Below are 15918 nucleotides of genomic sequence, written 5' to 3'. Positions count from 1 at the left end.
GACCATGTCGCCGCTGATACGTTTATCCGCCTGTTTCGTTGCCCTGATGATGGCCATGGGCATTGGCCGTTTCGCCCTGACACCTCAGATGCCGCACCTGCTCAGCGAAGGGCAGATCGACCTCACCGCCGCCGGGCTGATCGCGGCGGCCAACTACTTCGGCTATCTGCTCGGTGCCGTGGATGCGATGTTCGCCCAGCGGCCGCAGCAGGTGCAGCGTCGCCTGCATGGCGGGCTATGGCTGTGCGTGCTGCTGACCCTGGCGTCGTTCTGGGCCAACGGTTTCTGGTCGCACTTGCTGTTGCGCTTTGGTACCGGAGTGGCGAGTGCCTGGGTGCTGGTGATGATTACTTCGCTCAGTCAACCGCTGGCGGCGGCAGCGGGTCGCCCGCGCTGGGGTGCTCTGGTTTTTGCCGGGCCGGGTCTGGGGATTTTTCTCACAGGCTTGCTGGCGCTGGTCTCACATCGATTGCAGCAGACATCGGCAACCCTGTGGCTGATTTACGCGGCGGCTGCGCTGCTGATGATGCTCGGCGTCTGGCGGTTGTTACCGCAGCCCACGGCGGCAGCGAGGCCAGCGACAATGCATGTGAAAACAGCGAATCGAGGCATTGGCCGACTGGCACTGGTGTATGCGCTGTACGGTATCGGCTACATCATTCCGGCGACGTTTTTGGCGCAAATGGCCAACGCGCAGTTTCATGGCCAGTGGCAGGCGGATCTGTTCTGGCCGTGCTTTGGCCTCGGCGCGGCAATCGGTGTGTGGTTAGTGAGTCTGCGCCGACATGATCCCGAGACCACGCGGCACTGGCTGATGGCGACGTTGTGGCTGCAAGCGGCCGGAGTGTTCGCCTGTCTGCTGGGCAGCGGCCTCGGCCTGGCGTTGGGGGTGATCCTCTGCGGCACGCCGTTTCTGGCCTGCATGCAATTGGTCATGCAGCGCTCGCGAGAGCTGGCGCCCCACGCCACTCAGCGCAACGCCGGGATGCTCACGGCGTGCTTCGCCGTCGGCCAGCTGAGCGGCCCGCTGCTGGCGGCGCTGAGCAGCCATTTCAGCGGCGGTTTGCAGCCGGCGCTGCTGATCGCCGGTGCCGGCCTGTTGCTGGCCGGCGCGCTGGCGATGCAGGCCAAGGCTACTGGCCCAGCGCCTTGCGCAAACGCCGACGCAGCCACTGCTCGGCGCTGACGAAAGTGATGCCGAGCAACACCAGCACGGCGCCGATGACGAAGTTCAGGCTCAACTGTTCGCCGAGCAGCAGCACGCCGAAGGTCACGCCGAACAACGGCGTCATGAACGAAAACACCGCAAGGTTGGCCGCCAGATAACGGCGCAACAGCCAGAACCACACCAGGTAACTGAAGAACGACACCACCAGGCCCTGGAACAGCACACTGGCCACCGCCACGGTAGTCAGGCTGACGTGGGTGATCTGGCCGCTGAACAACGCGATCAACAGCAGACCGATGAAACCGACCATCAGCTGATAAAACAGGGTCAATGTCACCGGCGCTTCCGACAGTCGCGAGGCGCGCACCACCACGGTGGTCGCGCCCCAACAGGCGCCGGCCAATACGCCGAAGGCATCGCCCAGCAGCATGCGCCGATCAAGGTTGTCCCACGACACACCGCCGGCGAAGGCAATCGCGATGCCGATGAACGCCAGCAGAATCCCCAGCCATTGCAACGGGCGCAAACGCTCGCTGGCCAGCAGGAAATGCACGCCGAGTGCGGTGAAGATCGGCGCGGTATAGAGGAACACCGACATATGCGCGGCGGTGGTCAGTTGCAGGCCTTCGGCGATGAACAGGAATTCCAGACCAAACAGCGCACCGGCCAGCAAACCGCCGCGCCAGGTGCTGCCGACCTGATCCCAACCGCCCTTCCAGCAGATCAGCAAACCGACCAACAAAGCCGAGATTCCTGAACGCCCTGCCGCTTGCATGACCGGCGCGATGTCAGTCGCCGCCCATTTGATCAGGACTTGCTGCACACCCCAGATCAGGCACAGGCCGATCATCACTTGCAGGGCAAAACCGTCGGCATTGCGCCGCTCGGCACTCACCGCAACACCTCGAACACACACAACATGGCAGGCCATCCAATGGTCAGAAAACAGTGTCGGGGATTATCAATCAGATGCGCGGAAAAAGCCGTCTGGAAAAGACCTTTATTTGGTCAGTGGCGTCAGCGCTGAATGGTTGACGGCTGCGCCGTCATTCGCGGGCAAGCCCGCTCCCACAGAGGGTTCGGTGAACATGTGGGAGCGAGCCTGCTCGCGAAGAGGCAGCATTGCCAACACAACTGCCGGATCAACTCAGGCAAACCGCTTCGCCACCAGATAACCCACCGTGCAGGCAACCGCCGTCGCCACTGTCCCCCACGCCCAGTCCATCAAACTCACCTGCACCGACCAGTCGCGCAATGTCGCCCAATTGGTCAGGTCATAAGTGCCGTACGCCACCAGCCCCAACAGCGCACCCAGCTTCGCCGCTCGCTGCCAGCTCAGCGCCGGCAAGACCACGAATACCACGCAGCCAATAACGTACAGGCAATAAAAAACCGCTGCGGGCAACAGCAGCGGTTTATCCAGCATCAGCGAACCGAGAAGTTCGCGATAGGTCGGCGCCATCAGCAGCCCGAGCCAGATGCCATCGAGCAGCAGAAACGTCAGTAGCGTCGAGACGTATGCGATCAGCGCCTTTTTCATTGGCTCACCCCTTTAGATGTGGGAGCCGCCGACTTTCAAGATCAAGATCAAAAGATCGCAGCCTTCGGCAGCTTCTACATGGGCCTGCGGTGAGTCAGGTTAGTTCAATGCGATCGGCGTGAATGACGATCTTGCCTTCCTTGTACAGCGAGCCGATGGCTTTCTTGAAGTTGCCCTTGCTGACGCCGAACAGGCTGCTGATCAACGCCGGATCACTCTTGTCACTGACCGCCAGGGTGCCGTCGTTTTCGCGCAACTTGCCGAGGATCTTCGAACTCAGGCTGCTCGCCGCTTCCTGGCCAACCGGTTGCAGGCTCAGGCTGATCTTGCCGTCGGCGCGCACTTCCTTGATGAAGCCTTTCTCGCGCATGCCCGAACGCATGAACTTGAAGATCTCGTTCTTGTGGATCAGGCCCCAGTGCTTGTTGTTGATGATCGCCTTGAAGCCCATGTCGGTGGCTTCGGCTACCAACAGATCAACTTCCTGGCCCGGGCTGTAGGTGGCCGGGGTCTTGTCCAGGTAACGATCGAGGCGCGCGGTGGCGGTGATGCGGCGCGTGTGTTTGTCGAGGTAGACGTGCACCACGCAGTATTCGCCAGCGGTCATCTGGCGCTTTTCTTCCGAGTACGGCAGCAACAGATCCTTCGGCAAGCCCCAGTCGAGGAACACGCCGATGCTGTTGACTTCAACCACTTTCAGGCTGGCAAACTCGCCGACCTGAACTTTGGGTTTTTCCGTGGTGGCGAGAAGTTTGTCTTCGCTGTCCAGATAGATGAATACGTTGAGCCAGTCTTCATCTTCGCTGGGAATATCTTTGGGGATATAACGGTTGGGCAAAAGAATTTCGCCGTCGGCACCGCCGTCCAGATATAAACCGAAGTTAGTGTGTTTAACCACTTGCAAACTGTTGTAACGCCCGACTAAAGCCATTTCCGAAACCCTCAATACGTGGGCGGCATTCTACCCGTTTTTGCCGCAAACGTCGGGCGACAGATCCTCGCAGCGGAAAATCTGCGTCAACCTGTTGATTTTGCTTGATCACTGCCCGGTGAGGTGCCGCTCGTCAGTCCGGCCGGGCGGCTTACGGCTGCGCACAATTGCCTCACGCCGATTCGATGTTCTTATTTAAAACAGGGAGTTAGCTAAAAATTAACAGTGTCGATCAGGCAATAATGCAGCGCTGGGCTTGGTTATTCCGGGGGATATTTACCAAGCTATTGTCAAGTTATTCCTGTACGATGCCTGGCCGAGTTACTTTTCTAAAGGTTAATGGCCGCCATGCGTGTAAAAGCATCCACCAGCAAAGCAAAGCCAGCTCCAGCCGTTGAAACCAGCGAATCGATCAACGATCAGATCGCAGCATTCCTCAAGTCCGGCGGCGAGATCCAGCAAATTGCCAAAGGCGTCAGTGGCCAGACATTCGGCCCGTCCAAGCAGATCAGCCTGGGCAAGAAGTAACACCGGTTTTACCCCGTCCAGAGGCGCTTTGAGCTTCGAAGCGCCTGGACTGGCACCGCGCAATACCCCTTCGCTTTAAACAATAATCCTCAAAAATCGACGAACGGCCATCAATGCCGGTTATTCGCCGGTATCCTTGCACGCGTCTAGATCAAGCGTTTCAGCAGGCCTTCGCCCTGCGCTCGCGGTTCATGGAGTGACGCATGCGCCCATTTTCCTGTTTATTGTTCGTCAGCCTGCTGTCCGGCGCGACCGCGCACGCGCAGGTTTTTCAGGGTGAACTGGGCGACTTCGATCTCAAGCTCGGCACCACGCCCAGCCGCAGCATGGCCCAGGGCCTGGTCAAGCCGGCGGCGGTCGGCTCGTTCCACGGTGGCCTTGATCTGAGCCACGACAGCGGCGTGTATGTCGGTCAGTACGCGCCGAGCATGGGCATCAGCCCGGGCAAGAACCTCGAGATCGATTCCTACGTCGGCTTCAAGCAGCCGTTCGATCAGGTGCTCGGCTATGAAGTCGGGATGATCCATTACAGCTATCCCCGCGTGGACACCCTCGACAGCCAGGAGCTGTTTGGTGGCCTGACTCTGCTCGGCAGTCGCTTCGGCATTGCCCTGAGCAACGACCCGGATAAACAGAACAACACCTTGTTTGCCGACCTCACTGGCAATCAGCCGTTCGGCATCGGCGTGAGCATGAAATACACCATGCACCAATTGAACACACCGGTGGCGGTGGACGGCGGTTACATCAGCAGTTTCAGCGATTGGTCGGTGAAGCTGTCGCGACCATTCATGGGTGTCGATCTCGATCTGATCTACAGCAATTCCAGCCTCAGCGGCAGCGATTGCTCGGCCTATTCCGGGCACAACAGCGAGTGCGACGGCCTCGTCACCCTCAAGGCTGTACGCACGTTCTATTGATCGGCTGAACTGCCGCGCGCATCCTGCATCACATAAGAATCAGATTTCCGACGCCAGGCTCTCGCAAGGATTTGCCCATGTCTCGCTGGTTCAAACAGATTGCCGCCCTGCTCATCTTCACTCTCGCCCTCGGCGCTTGCAGCCGCGTGGGCCTTGCCTACCGCAACCTCGACGTGATTATTCCATGGTCGCTAAGTGACTACGTGGACATGAACGGCGAGCAGAAAGACTGGTTCAACGACCGGCTCAAAGAACACCTGAGCTGGCACTGCACCACGCAGTTACCGGGTTACCTCGACTGGCTGGACCGATTGCAGGCCATGGTCGAGAGCAATCAGGTCAGCGACGCCGCCCTGCAGGAGCGCACCGCCGAAGCCAAGCAGGCCATTGCCGAAACCGCCCGGGAAATCACCCCTTCGGCCATCGAGTTGCTACAAGGTCTGGACGATAGACAGGTGGCAGAAATGAACGACGCGTTTGCCAAGGATTTGCGCAAACGTCAGCAGGAATACGTGAAACCGCCGTTGGCCCAACAGATCAAGGAACGCGGCGAGCGCATGGAAAAACGCCTGAACGATTGGCTAGGACCGCTCAGTGATTCACAGAAACAACGCGTCGTGGCCTGGACCAATGCCTTGGGCGACCAGAACACCCAATGGATCGCCAACCGCGCGCACTGGCAGCAACAGTTCAGTGCCGCCGTTGCGCAACGCCAAAGCCCCGAATTCCCACAACGCATCGAGACGCTTCTGGTCAACCGCGAGCGCTTATGGACAGCAGATTACCGCAAGGCCTACGCCAACACTGAAGCCCAGGCACGCTCGCTGTTTGTCGATCTGATGGCGCAGAGCACACCGCAACAGCGTGAGCGCTTGTTGAAGAAAATCGAGAGAGTGCGCAAGGACTTCAATGACCTGAAATGCCTGAAGGCCGCTCAGAAACCTTGAGATTACTGAAATCCAATGTGGGAGCGAGCCTGCTCGCGAAAGCGGTGTATCAGACAGTTCAATGTCACTGACAAACCGTATTCGCGAGCAGGCTCGCTCCCACAGGGAGATTTCGCTGGCTCAGGCGATTTGAGCCTTTGAAGCGACTTCATCAAATGTCACCTCATCCAGCGCATCCTCCTGCTCATCCAGCACCTGACGCGGGTGGTCGTTGCCGGGGATGCTGCTGTCGATCAGGCTCAGCAGGCTGGAGCCGCGCTGCGTCAGAATGAAATTGTTGCCGGTACTGCCTTCATGATCCGGACGCGGCTCGATATAACCACGGTCAAGCAGCAGACTTTCATACTCACAGGCCAGCGTTTTCAAATGGTCGAGATTCTCGATCGGCTCGCCGGCGCTGGCTTTCTCGGCCGCGTAGGCTTCGGCATAAGCGCGGGGAGCGAAGCTCTGTCCAGCGCTGTTCTGCACTTCATGCAGCAAACGTTCAATCAAATCCCAGTTATAAGTTGTCATCCTGGTTCAACCTCCGGTGCGGGTGATTTGTGCCGCTTTCAAAGGTTGTGACCCAAGCGCTGCGCAGCCGTTCAGCCGCATATCTTCGCGGCGACCGACCGGCGGTCTGTCGATTCTCTCGCTGGTTAAACGACTAGTCTGAAACAGCCGGTTCAACCCGCAGGAGACATGGTCATGAACGTTGCAAACCATCCGGTGGTATCACGCGAAGAATGGCTCGCTGCCCGCCAGCAGCATCTGGCCCACGAAAAAGCCTTCACCCGGGAACGCGATCGCCTCAGCGCCGAGCGCCGCGCCCTGCCGTGGGTGAAAGTCGACAAGGACTATCATTTTCAAGGGCCGAACGGCGAGCTCAAGCTCAACGACCTGTTTGGCAACAACAGCCAGTTGATCATCTACCATTTCATGTTTGCCAAAGGCTGGGAGCAGGGCTGCCAGGGCTGCTCGTTCCTCAGTGACCACATTGATGGCGCCAACCAGCACCTGGCCCATCACGACGTCGCGGTGGTTGCAGTTTCCCATGCGCCGTTCAACGAGTTTCAGGATTTCAAAAAGCGGATGGGCTGGAAGTTCGACTGGGTTTCGTCAGAAGGTTGCGATTTCAATTACGACTTCGGCGTCTGCGCCCGGGCTGAAGACGTCGCCGGGGGCAAGGCTACCTACAATTACGAAAAAACCGACAGCGCCGAGGAAGAAATGCCGGGGCTGAGCGTGTTTTATCGCAATGACGAAGGCGAGATTTTTCACACCTATTCAACGTACGCACGCGGTCTGGACATGCTGGTCGGCGCTTACCACTACCTTGATCTGACGCCCAAGGGCAGGAATGAAGACGAGATCATGGAATGGGTGCGACATCATGATCGGTATGACGGTGCGACGATGTCAGGCTGCTGCCATGCCGATTGAGCGCAACCGTGTCTCCACAGTTTCTGAACTTTTGCCACGCTTCAGCCCTCAACCGGTTAACCCGCCTTAACCGGAACTGAGGCCTGCCCATGAAAATCCTGATCAAGCTCTCCCTCGCCGCCACTCTCGCCTGCGCCCTGCCCGTCTGGGCTTGCACGCCGGAAGAGGCGACGATCAAACGCGAACAACTGGCCAAGGAAGTCTCAAAGCTCACCGAGCAGAATCCGGAAAAAGCCAAGGAGATTAACGCCGAGCTGCAAAAAATGGATCTGGGCACGGCCAGCGCCGATCTGCCGGACAAGTGCCAGTTGATCGATCAGCGTTTGAAGGAACTGGGATCGGCGGAGAAAAAAGCCGACAGTTGAGGACGAAAAAAAAACCGGACATTGTCCGGTTTTTTTATGCGCGTTCTAAAGCTTACTCAGCCGCAGGTTCTGCTGGCTTGCGACGCTTGAGCGGGGCCATGCCGTCGCTGCTCACCAGAGAATCCGGCTTTGGACGGTTGACGCTCTTGCGCTTGGTCGGCGTCTTGGCGGCGGTTTTCTTCTTGTCGCCCTTGGCGTCGGTCTTTTTCTTTTTCACGCCGACGGCTTTGCCTGAGGCCTTGACCTTTTTCGGCCCGCCGTAGGTGCCTTTGACTTCCTTGATGGTGCGGCGCTCGAAGCTTTGCTTCAGGTAGCGCTCGATGCTCGACATCAGGTTCCAGTCGCCGTGGCAGATCAGCGAGATCGCCAGACCATCGTTGCCGGCGCGGCCGGTACGACCGATGCGGTGCACGTACTCGTCGCCGCTGCGTGGCATGTCGAAGTTGATCACCAGGTCCAGACCGTCGACGTCCAGACCGCGGGCCGCAACGTCAGTCGCGACGAGGATCTTTACGCCGCCCTGTTTCAGTCGATCGATCGCCAGTTTGCGATCCTTCTGGTCTTTCTCGCCGTGCAGCACGAACGCCTTGTATTCCTGGGCCACGAGGCGGCCGTAGATGCGGTCGGCCATGGCGCGAGTGTTGGTGAAGACGATGGCCTTCTGGTAGGTCTCGTTGGCCAGCAGCCAGTTCACAATCTGCTCTTTGTGCTGATTGTGGTCGGCGGTGATGATTTGCTGACGAGTCGTCGAGTTGAGCTGGCTGACCGCGTTGAGCTGCAGGTGCTCCGGGTTGTTCAGGACCTTGGCGATCATTTCGCGCAGACCGGAACCGCCGGTGGTCGCGGAGAACAGCATGGTCTGCTGACGGTTCGGGCACTCATCGACCAGACGCTGCACGTCTTCGGCGAAACCCATGTCGAGCATGCGGTCGGCTTCGTCGAGCACCAGCACTTCGACTTCTTTCAGGTCGAGGTTGCCGGCGTTGAGCTGCTCGATCATCCGCCCCGGGGTGCCGATGAGGATGTCTGGCACTTTGCGCAGCATGGCGGCCTGGACTTTGAAGTCTTCGCCGCCAGTGATCAGGCCGGACTTGATGAAGGTGAACTGCGAGAAGCGTTCGACTTCCTTCAAAGTCTGCTGGGCCAGCTCACGGGTTGGCAGCAGGATCAGCGTCTTGATGCTGACGCGGATCTTCGCCGGGCCGATCAGGCGATTGAGGATCGGCAGGACGAAAGCGGCGGTTTTGCCGCTACCGGTTTGCGCCGTCACCCGCAGATCACGCCCCTGGAGCGCCAGCGGGATGGCCGCGGCTTGCACTGGCGTTGGCTCGACAAATTTCAGCTCGGCCACGGCTTTGAGCAGGCGTTCGTGCAGGGCGAATTGGGAAAACACGGGTGCTACCTCGAAGATATGCAAAAAAACAGCTGCATAGGTTACCGGTTTCGAGCGCTCAGGCCGAGTTTCTTTGTGCAAACGCCGACAATCAGTGGTTTTTTTGTTGCCCGATTTGTCACTCGCTGCAATACACAGCGTCTTAAATGCTCTAATCGGCCCTCGCGTCTTACAGAAGAAATGTTTTGCTTATGGATATCAAACAGCTCTGGCTCAAAGCCCAAGGCCTCTGGGGCACGCTCGAAGAGCACCCACTTCTGCAATCGGGACTGGCGCTGCTGGTGTTGCTGGTCATTGCGCTGGTGCTCGGACGGGTGGCGCGTTACCTGATCCTGCACGCCAGCCGCATGCTCGGCCGCCAACCGGCGCTGCACTGGATCAACGACTTTCGCCACAACAAGGTGTTTCAACGACTGGCGCAGATGACGCCGTCGCTGGTGATCCAGTTCGGCCTGCATCTGGTGCCGGAGCTGAGCAAAACCGCGATGAATTTCCTCGGCAACGTCGCGCTGGCCTTCACCATTTTGTTCCTGCTGCTGGCGGTCAGCGCCCTGCTCAACGCCCTGCTCGACATCTACGCGCGCACCGAGCATGCGCGTACACGCTCGATCAAAGGCTACGTGCAACTGGCGAAAATGGTTTTGTACGTGTTCGGCGCGATCATCATCGTCGCCACCCTGATCGACCGTTCACCGCTGTTGCTGCTGTCGGGTCTGGGTGCGATGTCGGCGGTGATTCTGTTGGTCTACAAGGACACGCTGCTGTCGTTCGTTGCCAGCGTGCAACTGACCAGCAACGACATGCTGCGGGTCGGCGACTGGATCGAGATGCCGCAAGTCGGCGCCGATGGCGACGTGGTCGACATCACCCTGCACACGGTCAAGGTGCAGAACTTCGACAAGACGATCGTCTCGATCCCGACCTGGCGGCTGATGTCCGAGTCATTCAAGAACTGGCGCGGCATGCAGCAGTCCGGCGGTCGGCGGATCAAACGCAGCCTGTTCATCGATGCCAGCGGCGTGCGCTTCATCCGCGACGACGAGGAAGAAAAGCTTTCGCAGGTGCACCTGCTGACCGACTACATGGGCCGCAAGAAAGCCGAGCTCAAGGCCTGGAATGAGGCCCAGGGCAATGTCGCGGCGATGTCGGCCAACCGCCGCCGCATGACCAATATCGGCACCTTCCGCGCCTATGCGCTGGCGTATCTGAAGAGTCATCCGGAAATTCAGCCGAACATGACCTGCATGGTCCGGCAGATGCAAACCACCGCGCAGGGCATTCCGCTGGAAATCTACTGCTTCACCCGCACCACGGTGTGGGCCGATTACGAGCGGATTCAGGGGGATATTTTCGATTACCTGCTGGCGGTGTTGCCGGAGTTCGGGCTGAGTTTGTATCAGCAGCCGAGTGGTGGGGATTTGCGCGCCGGGTTGCTGCCGGCGGTCTTGGGCTCGGCGAGTATTCCCGAGCCGGAAAAACACCTGATGTAACCCAAAGATCAAATGTAGGAGCGAGCCTGCTCGCGAATGCAATGTGTCAGTCGACCCATACTTATCTGACCCAACGCCTTCGCGAGCAGGCTCGCTCCCACAGGGGTTATGCGGCGGCCGGGGATTTGCGGATGCCCAACCGACTGATCCACACCGCTGCCAGAATCACACCCCCGCCAAGGAACAACCGCCCCAGTTCCTCATGCTGATTCCAAATCAGCAGATTCAACAGCAACCCCACCGGCACGTGCAGGTTGTTCATCACCGCCAGTGTTCCGCCGTTGACCGTGCACGCGCCCTTGTTCCACCAGTACAGACCCAATGCAGTCGAGACCAGACCGAGAAACAGCAACACGCCCCATTGCAACGGCGCTTCCGGCAGAAAGTTCGACTTGCCGAACAACAGGAACGCTGGCAGCACAACCGCCAATGCACCGAGGTAGAAATAACCGAAACGGCGGTAATGCGGCAGGTCACTCGGATGCTTCGCCACCAGATGCTTGTACAGGACCTGCCCGGCGGCATAAGTGAAGTTGGCCAGTTGCAGCAGCAGGAAGCCCATGAAGAAGTCGGGACTGATGCTGTCGAAGCGAATCACCGCCGCACCCCCGACTGCTACCAGCGCAGCTATCAACGCCCACGGGTTGAAGCGGCGGTTCAGCGCGTCTTCGATCAACGTCACGTGCAGCGGCGTGAGAATGGTGAACAGCAACACCTCCGGCACCGTCAGCACGCGGAAGCTCAGGTACAGGCAGACGTAAGTCACCCCGAACTGCAACGCGCCGATGAGCAACATGCCACGCATGAACGCCGGCTCCACCGAACGCCAGCGCGTCAACGGAATAAACACCAGCCCGGCCAACACCACACGGACCAGCACCGCAAAGTAACTGTCGACATGCCCAGCCAGGTATTCGCCGATCAGACTGAAGGAAAACGCCTGGATCAGCGTGACAAAAAGTAGATAGCCCATGCTCGCCTCGAAAATCGAATGGCGGCGACGATAGCGGTTTTTCGGATGGGCTCCAACAGCAAACGGCGCCGGAATCAAAAGCCCCTCACCCTAGCCCTCTCCCGGAGGGAGAGGGGACTGACCGAGGTGGTTGGGCAAGCTACGCCGACATGAAATACCGCATCGAATCCAAAGAAGCCAAAAACCGGCCCTCCACCACTCAACACAATGAGCGCAAGCTCGAGTACCGCTCTTGATCTTGATCCACCCGCCCCGTCGGCAGGCTGAGCGGAGGGATTGATCCGGGCGTGGGAGCGCAGCGACCGTCTGGCGCAGCCAGACACAGCGGAAGGAGGTGCAGCGAAGCAAACCGGAGCCGCTGCGCCCGGATCGATCCCGCAGCGAAGGAACCCCGAGCCCCAGCGAGCGGGCCGAACGTTGGGGCACAGACCTTTGGTTACTTTGGGGCGTTTGCCAAAGTGACCCGCTGTAAGAGCGGAACCGCCAGCCGCAACACCGCAGTAACGGATATTCACCCAAAACCCCAAGAGCCTGGTCGGCCCAAAGGCCGCCAAGAAAACCCAGACAAAAAAAAGCCCGATCTCGCTAAAGCGTTCAATCGGGCTACAGCACTCAGGAGCAAAAGTGCAAAGGGAGGTTCGATGCGCGTGGAACCTTGAAGGGGTTGCGCCAGGTCACTTAAACAATCGGCGATTATCTGGCGATTAACCGATCAAGCGACCTGAGACAATTTGGCGTTGGCCTGATTCAGGCCCTTCTCCTGGAAGTCACCGCCCAGGTTCATGCCCTCAGCATGGATAAAGGTCACGTCGTTGATCCCGATGAAACCCATCACCTGACGCAGGTACGGTTCCTGATGATCCGCAGGACCACCGGCATACACGCCACCGCGAGCGGTCAGGACAAAGGCGCGCTTGCCGCTGAGCAGACCTTGCGGGCCGGTTTCGGTGTACTTGAAGGTCACCCCGGCACGCAGCACATGGTCAAGCCAGGCCTTGAGCGTGCTCGGGATCGCAAAGTTGTACATCGGTGCAGCCATCACCAGCACGTCGGCGGCGAGCAGCTCATCAGTCAATTGGTTGGAGCGGTCCAGCGATGCCTGTTCGCTGTCGTTGCGCTGTTCGGCGGGCTTCATCCAGCCGCCCAGCAAGTTGGCGTCCAGATGCGGCACCGGGTTGGCGGCGAGGTCACGCACGGTGATCTGATCGGCAGGGTGCGCGGCTTTCCACTGAGCGATGAAGGTCTGGGTCAGTTGACGGGAAACCGAGTCTTGCTGGCGGGCACTGCTTTCGATGATCAGAACGCGGGACATGGTGTGTAGCCTCCATCCGAGAATGTTGTAAGTCGATGGAGTGAAGGTTAAACAGAGTCGAATCGATGAAAAAGCGCAAATATCCGCTGTAATCCATCGATAAATTCGTTTATAAGCTAGACCCATATCCCCTGTGGGAGCGAGCCTGCTCGCGAAAGCGGAATGTCAGTCACATCATCTCTGGATGACACTCCGTCTTCGCGAGCAGGCTCGCTCCCACAGGGAAATAGCGTTATTTCGGGGTGCAGGTCAGTTTGATGCGCAGCTTGATGATCTCGCGGGTGAACTTGGCCGTGGCGTTTTTATGCTTGCCCGCCGGGACATCGATGCTGCGCGTGCGCGGTGCTTCCGGGCCGTTGCTGAACACCGCACGGCAGGTCGCGTCGACATCACCGTAGTTGGCCACGCGGATCGAGCCGATGTCGTTGTCCGTGTCGTAAGTCTCGTAGTCGATCTTCATGCCGTTGAGATCCTTTTGCACATCGATCGGATAGGCAAACGCGGTCAACGGCAGCAGCGCCAGCACCACACAACAGAATTTTTTCATTCGGCAGTCTCCATGAGGGACGGCCAGCTTAGGACAAGAGGAGCTATTGATGAAAGCGCCCCGCGTGACCCTTGATCAATGGCGAACGTTGCAGGCCGTGGTCGACCACGGCGGATTCGCCCAGGCCGCCGAGGCCCTGCACCGTTCGCAATCGTCGGTGAGCTACACCGTCGCCCGCATGCAGGATCAGCTCGGCGTGCCGTTGCTGCGCATCGACGGGCGCAAAGCTGTGCTCACCGAGGCCGGCGGCGTGTTGTTGCGCCGTTCGCGGCAATTGGTCAAACAGGCCAGCCAACTCGAAGACCTCGCCCATCACATGGAGCAAGGCTGGGAAGCGGAAGTGCGGCTGGTGGTGGATGCGGCCTACCCGAGCGCGCGGATCGTCCGCGCGCTGACCGCGTTCATGCCGCAGAGTCGCGGCTGCCGCGTGCGTTTGCGCGAGGAAGTGTTGTCGGGGGTCGAGGAAGTGCTGCTCGAAGGCGTGGCGGACCTGGCGATCACCGGCCTGAGCATTCCGGGCTACCTGGGTGCGGAGTTGAGCGATGTCGAGTTCGTCGCCGTTGCCCACCCTGATCACCCGCTGCATCGGCTCAACCGCGAGCTGAGCTTTCAGGATCTGGAAACCCAGATGCAAGTGGTGATCCGCGACTCCGGCCGCCAGCAGCCGCGCGATGTCGGCTGGCTCGGCGCCGAGCAGCGCTGGACCGTCGGCAGCCTCGCCACCGCCGCGACCTTTGTCAGCAGCGGCCTGGGTTTTGCCTGGCTACCGCGGCACATGATCGACCGCGAATTGAAGGATGGTTCGCTCAAGCTGCTACCGTTGGACCGAGGCGGCAGCCGCAATTCGAGCTTCTATCTGTATTCGAACAAGGACAAACCCCTGGGCCCGGCCACGCAGATCCTCATCGAACTGCTGCGCACCTTCGACACCTTGCCGCTGGACGCACCGTTCGCCGCACCTGAACAAGCCTGACACGGAGTTCACCGATGGCGTATTTCGAGCACGAAGGTTGCAACCTGCACTACGAGGAATATGGCCACGGTGCGCCGCTGCTGCTGGTCCACGGGCTCGGCTCGAGCACACTGGACTGGGAAATGCAGATCCCGGCGCTGGCCGCGCACTACCGGGTGATCGTCCCGGACATTCGCGGCCACGGGCGCTCGGACAAACCCCGCGAGCGCTACAGCATTGCCGGGTTCAGCGCCGACCTGCTGGCCTTGATCGAGCACCTGCGCCTCGGCCCGGTGCACTACGTCGGGCTGTCGATGGGCGGGATGATCGGTTTTCAGCTGGCCGTCGATCAGCCGCAGGTGCTCAAGAGCCTGACCATCGTCAACAGCGCGCCACAAGTCAAATTGCGCAGCCGCGACGACTACTGGCAGTGGTTCAAACGCTGGAGCCTGATGCGCCTGCTCAGCCTGGAAACCATCGGCAAAGCCCTCGGCAGCAAACTTTTCCCCAAGCCGGAACAGGCCGATCTGCGACGGAAAATGGCCGAACGCTGGGCAAAAAACGACAAACGTGCTTATCTCGCCAGCTTCGATGCGATCGTGGGCTGGGGCGTTCAGGAACGACTTTCCCGGGTGTCCTGTCCAACGCTCGTCATCAGCGCCGACCGTGATTACACACCGGTGGCGTTAAAAGAAACCTATGTAAAACTGCTGCCGGATGCGCGGCTGGTGGTCATTGACGACTCGCGCCATGCCACCCCGCTCGATCAACCCGAACGCTTCAATCACACGCTGCTGGATTTTCTCGCCACAGCCGACCTTCACTCTCAGGATCACTGACCCATGCTGAAAAAACTCGCCCTCGCCGCCGGCTCCGTACTGTTTGCCGCCAACCTGATGGCTGCTACCCCGGCCAAGGCGCCCCACGTGCTGCTGGACACCACCAACGGCCAGATCGAAATCGAACTGGACCCGGTCAAGGCACCGATCAGCACGAAGAACTTCCTTGAATACGTCGACAGCGGTTTCTACAACAACACCATTTTCCACCGCGTGATCCCGGGCTTCATGGCTCAGGGCGGCGGCTTCACCCAGCAGATGCAACAGAAAGACACCAAGGCGCCGATCAAGAACGAAGCCAGCAATGGCCTGCACAACGTTCGTGGCACCCTGTCGATGGCGCGTACTTCCATTCCTGACTCGGCGACCAGCCAGTTCTTTATCAACGTTGCCGACAATGCATTCCTCGATCCGGGCCGTGACGCCGGTTACGCCGTGTTCGCCAAAGTGGTCAAGGGCATGGATGTCGTAGACGTCATCGTCAACTCGCAGACCACCACCAAACAAGGCATGCAGAACGTGCCTGTCGACCCTGTGATCATCAAGTCGGCCAAGCGCATCGACTGAGTTTCGCCGGGCATATCGAGCGGC

The 15918-nt window shown here is 59.5% G+C and carries 18 protein-coding genes; 10 read left to right on the top strand and 8 right to left on the bottom strand.

Annotated elements, in window-relative coordinates; all coding sequences use genetic code 11:
* Positions 1-4: 4 nt before the first annotated feature.
* Positions 5-1186, top strand: coding sequence for an MFS transporter (locus J2Y39_RS02415; RefSeq protein ID WP_073472869.1), 1182 nt, complete (start codon positions 5-7; stop codon positions 1184-1186).
* Here J2Y39_RS02415 and J2Y39_RS02410 read toward each other — a convergent pair.
* The 3 genes from J2Y39_RS02410 to J2Y39_RS02400 form a co-directional block, all read right to left on the bottom strand.
* The gene (locus J2Y39_RS02410; RefSeq protein ID WP_016771155.1) at positions 1134-2063 is read right to left on the bottom strand and encodes a DMT family transporter; all 930 of its coding nucleotides are present in this window, start codon (positions 2061-2063) and stop codon (positions 1134-1136) included. The two genes, J2Y39_RS02415 and J2Y39_RS02410, sit on opposite strands and share 53 nt — an antisense overlap.
* 252 nt (positions 2064-2315) lie before the next feature.
* The gene (locus J2Y39_RS02405) at positions 2316-2708 is read right to left on the bottom strand and encodes a DUF2177 family protein (RefSeq protein ID WP_150636587.1); all 393 of its coding nucleotides are present in this window, start codon (positions 2706-2708) and stop codon (positions 2316-2318) included.
* Positions 2709-2802: 94 nt separating this feature from the next.
* A complete protein-coding gene (locus J2Y39_RS02400) occupies positions 2803-3639 on the bottom strand; it encodes a S1 RNA-binding domain-containing protein (RefSeq protein ID WP_016771157.1) in 837 nt (278 codons plus the stop codon).
* A gap of 339 nt (positions 3640-3978) precedes the next feature.
* On the opposite strand from J2Y39_RS02400, the gene J2Y39_RS02395 reads away from it, so the two are divergent.
* From J2Y39_RS02395 to J2Y39_RS02385, 3 genes are all read left to right on the top strand, one after another.
* Positions 3979-4167, top strand: coding sequence for a hypothetical protein (locus tag J2Y39_RS02395; protein ID WP_016985943.1), 189 nt, complete (start codon positions 3979-3981; stop codon positions 4165-4167).
* Positions 4168-4370: 203 nt separating this feature from the next.
* Complete coding sequence (locus J2Y39_RS02390; protein WP_310214855.1) at positions 4371-5087, top strand: TorF family putative porin; 717 nt, start codon at positions 4371-4373, stop codon at positions 5085-5087.
* Between the two features lie 77 nt (positions 5088-5164).
* The gene (locus J2Y39_RS02385) at positions 5165-6034 is read left to right on the top strand and encodes a DUF6279 family lipoprotein (RefSeq protein ID WP_252868975.1); all 870 of its coding nucleotides are present in this window, start codon (positions 5165-5167) and stop codon (positions 6032-6034) included.
* Between the two features lie 120 nt (positions 6035-6154).
* Here the strand turns inward: J2Y39_RS02385 and J2Y39_RS02380 are convergent, their stop codons facing one another.
* A complete protein-coding gene (locus J2Y39_RS02380) occupies positions 6155-6547 on the bottom strand; it encodes a transcriptional regulator (protein ID WP_095180673.1) in 393 nt (130 codons plus the stop codon).
* 174 nt (positions 6548-6721) lie between these two features.
* On the opposite strand from J2Y39_RS02380, the gene J2Y39_RS02375 reads away from it, so the two are divergent.
* Both J2Y39_RS02375 and J2Y39_RS02370 read left to right on the top strand, forming a co-directional pair.
* Positions 6722-7456, top strand: coding sequence for a thioredoxin family protein (locus tag J2Y39_RS02375; protein ID WP_310214852.1), 735 nt, complete (start codon positions 6722-6724; stop codon positions 7454-7456).
* 89 nt (positions 7457-7545) lie between these two features.
* A complete protein-coding gene (locus J2Y39_RS02370) occupies positions 7546-7821 on the top strand; it encodes a hypothetical protein (protein ID WP_041478956.1) in 276 nt (91 codons plus the stop codon).
* A gap of 52 nt (positions 7822-7873) precedes the next feature.
* Here the strand turns inward: J2Y39_RS02370 and J2Y39_RS02365 are convergent, their stop codons facing one another.
* Complete coding sequence (locus J2Y39_RS02365; protein WP_024012040.1) at positions 7874-9214, bottom strand: DEAD/DEAH box helicase; 1341 nt, start codon at positions 9212-9214, stop codon at positions 7874-7876.
* Between the two features lie 191 nt (positions 9215-9405).
* On the opposite strand from J2Y39_RS02365, the gene J2Y39_RS02360 reads away from it, so the two are divergent.
* Complete coding sequence (locus J2Y39_RS02360) at positions 9406-10704, top strand: mechanosensitive ion channel family protein (RefSeq protein ID WP_056783642.1); 1299 nt, start codon at positions 9406-9408, stop codon at positions 10702-10704.
* 106 nt (positions 10705-10810) lie between these two features.
* Here J2Y39_RS02360 and J2Y39_RS02355 read toward each other — a convergent pair whose 3' ends face one another.
* The 3 genes from J2Y39_RS02355 to J2Y39_RS02345 form a co-directional block, all read right to left on the bottom strand.
* Entirely contained in the window at positions 10811-11677 is an 867-nt protein-coding gene (locus J2Y39_RS02355) for a carboxylate/amino acid/amine transporter (RefSeq protein ID WP_310214847.1), read from the bottom strand.
* A gap of 712 nt (positions 11678-12389) precedes the next feature.
* Positions 12390-12989, bottom strand: a complete 600-nt coding sequence (locus tag J2Y39_RS02350; RefSeq protein ID WP_041478822.1) for an FMN-dependent NADH-azoreductase — start codon at positions 12987-12989, stop codon at positions 12390-12392.
* Between the two features lie 232 nt (positions 12990-13221).
* Positions 13222-13536, bottom strand: coding sequence for a hypothetical protein (locus J2Y39_RS02345; protein WP_016771198.1), 315 nt, complete (start codon positions 13534-13536; stop codon positions 13222-13224).
* A gap of 49 nt (positions 13537-13585) precedes the next feature.
* On the opposite strand from J2Y39_RS02345, the gene J2Y39_RS02340 reads away from it, so the two are divergent.
* From J2Y39_RS02340 to J2Y39_RS02330, 3 genes are read left to right on the top strand one after another with little or no spacing between them, the layout of a single operon-like run.
* Positions 13586-14509, top strand: a complete 924-nt coding sequence (locus J2Y39_RS02340) for a LysR family transcriptional regulator (protein WP_016771199.1) — start codon at positions 13586-13588, stop codon at positions 14507-14509.
* Between the two features lie 14 nt (positions 14510-14523).
* Entirely contained in the window at positions 14524-15327 is an 804-nt protein-coding gene (locus J2Y39_RS02335) for an alpha/beta fold hydrolase (protein ID WP_123442890.1), read from the top strand.
* A gap of 3 nt (positions 15328-15330) precedes the next feature.
* Entirely contained in the window at positions 15331-15894 is a 564-nt protein-coding gene (locus J2Y39_RS02330; RefSeq protein WP_310214841.1) for a peptidylprolyl isomerase, read from the top strand.
* The last annotated feature ends 24 nt before the right edge of the window (positions 15895-15918 follow it).

This window comes from Pseudomonas sp. 2957 (assembly GCF_031456345.1).
Taxonomy (GTDB): Bacteria; Pseudomonadota; Gammaproteobacteria; order Pseudomonadales; family Pseudomonadaceae; genus Aquipseudomonas; species Aquipseudomonas siliginis.
The sequence above is the reverse complement of the archived record's forward strand: the minus strand, read 5'-3'. Positions and strand labels throughout refer to the sequence as shown.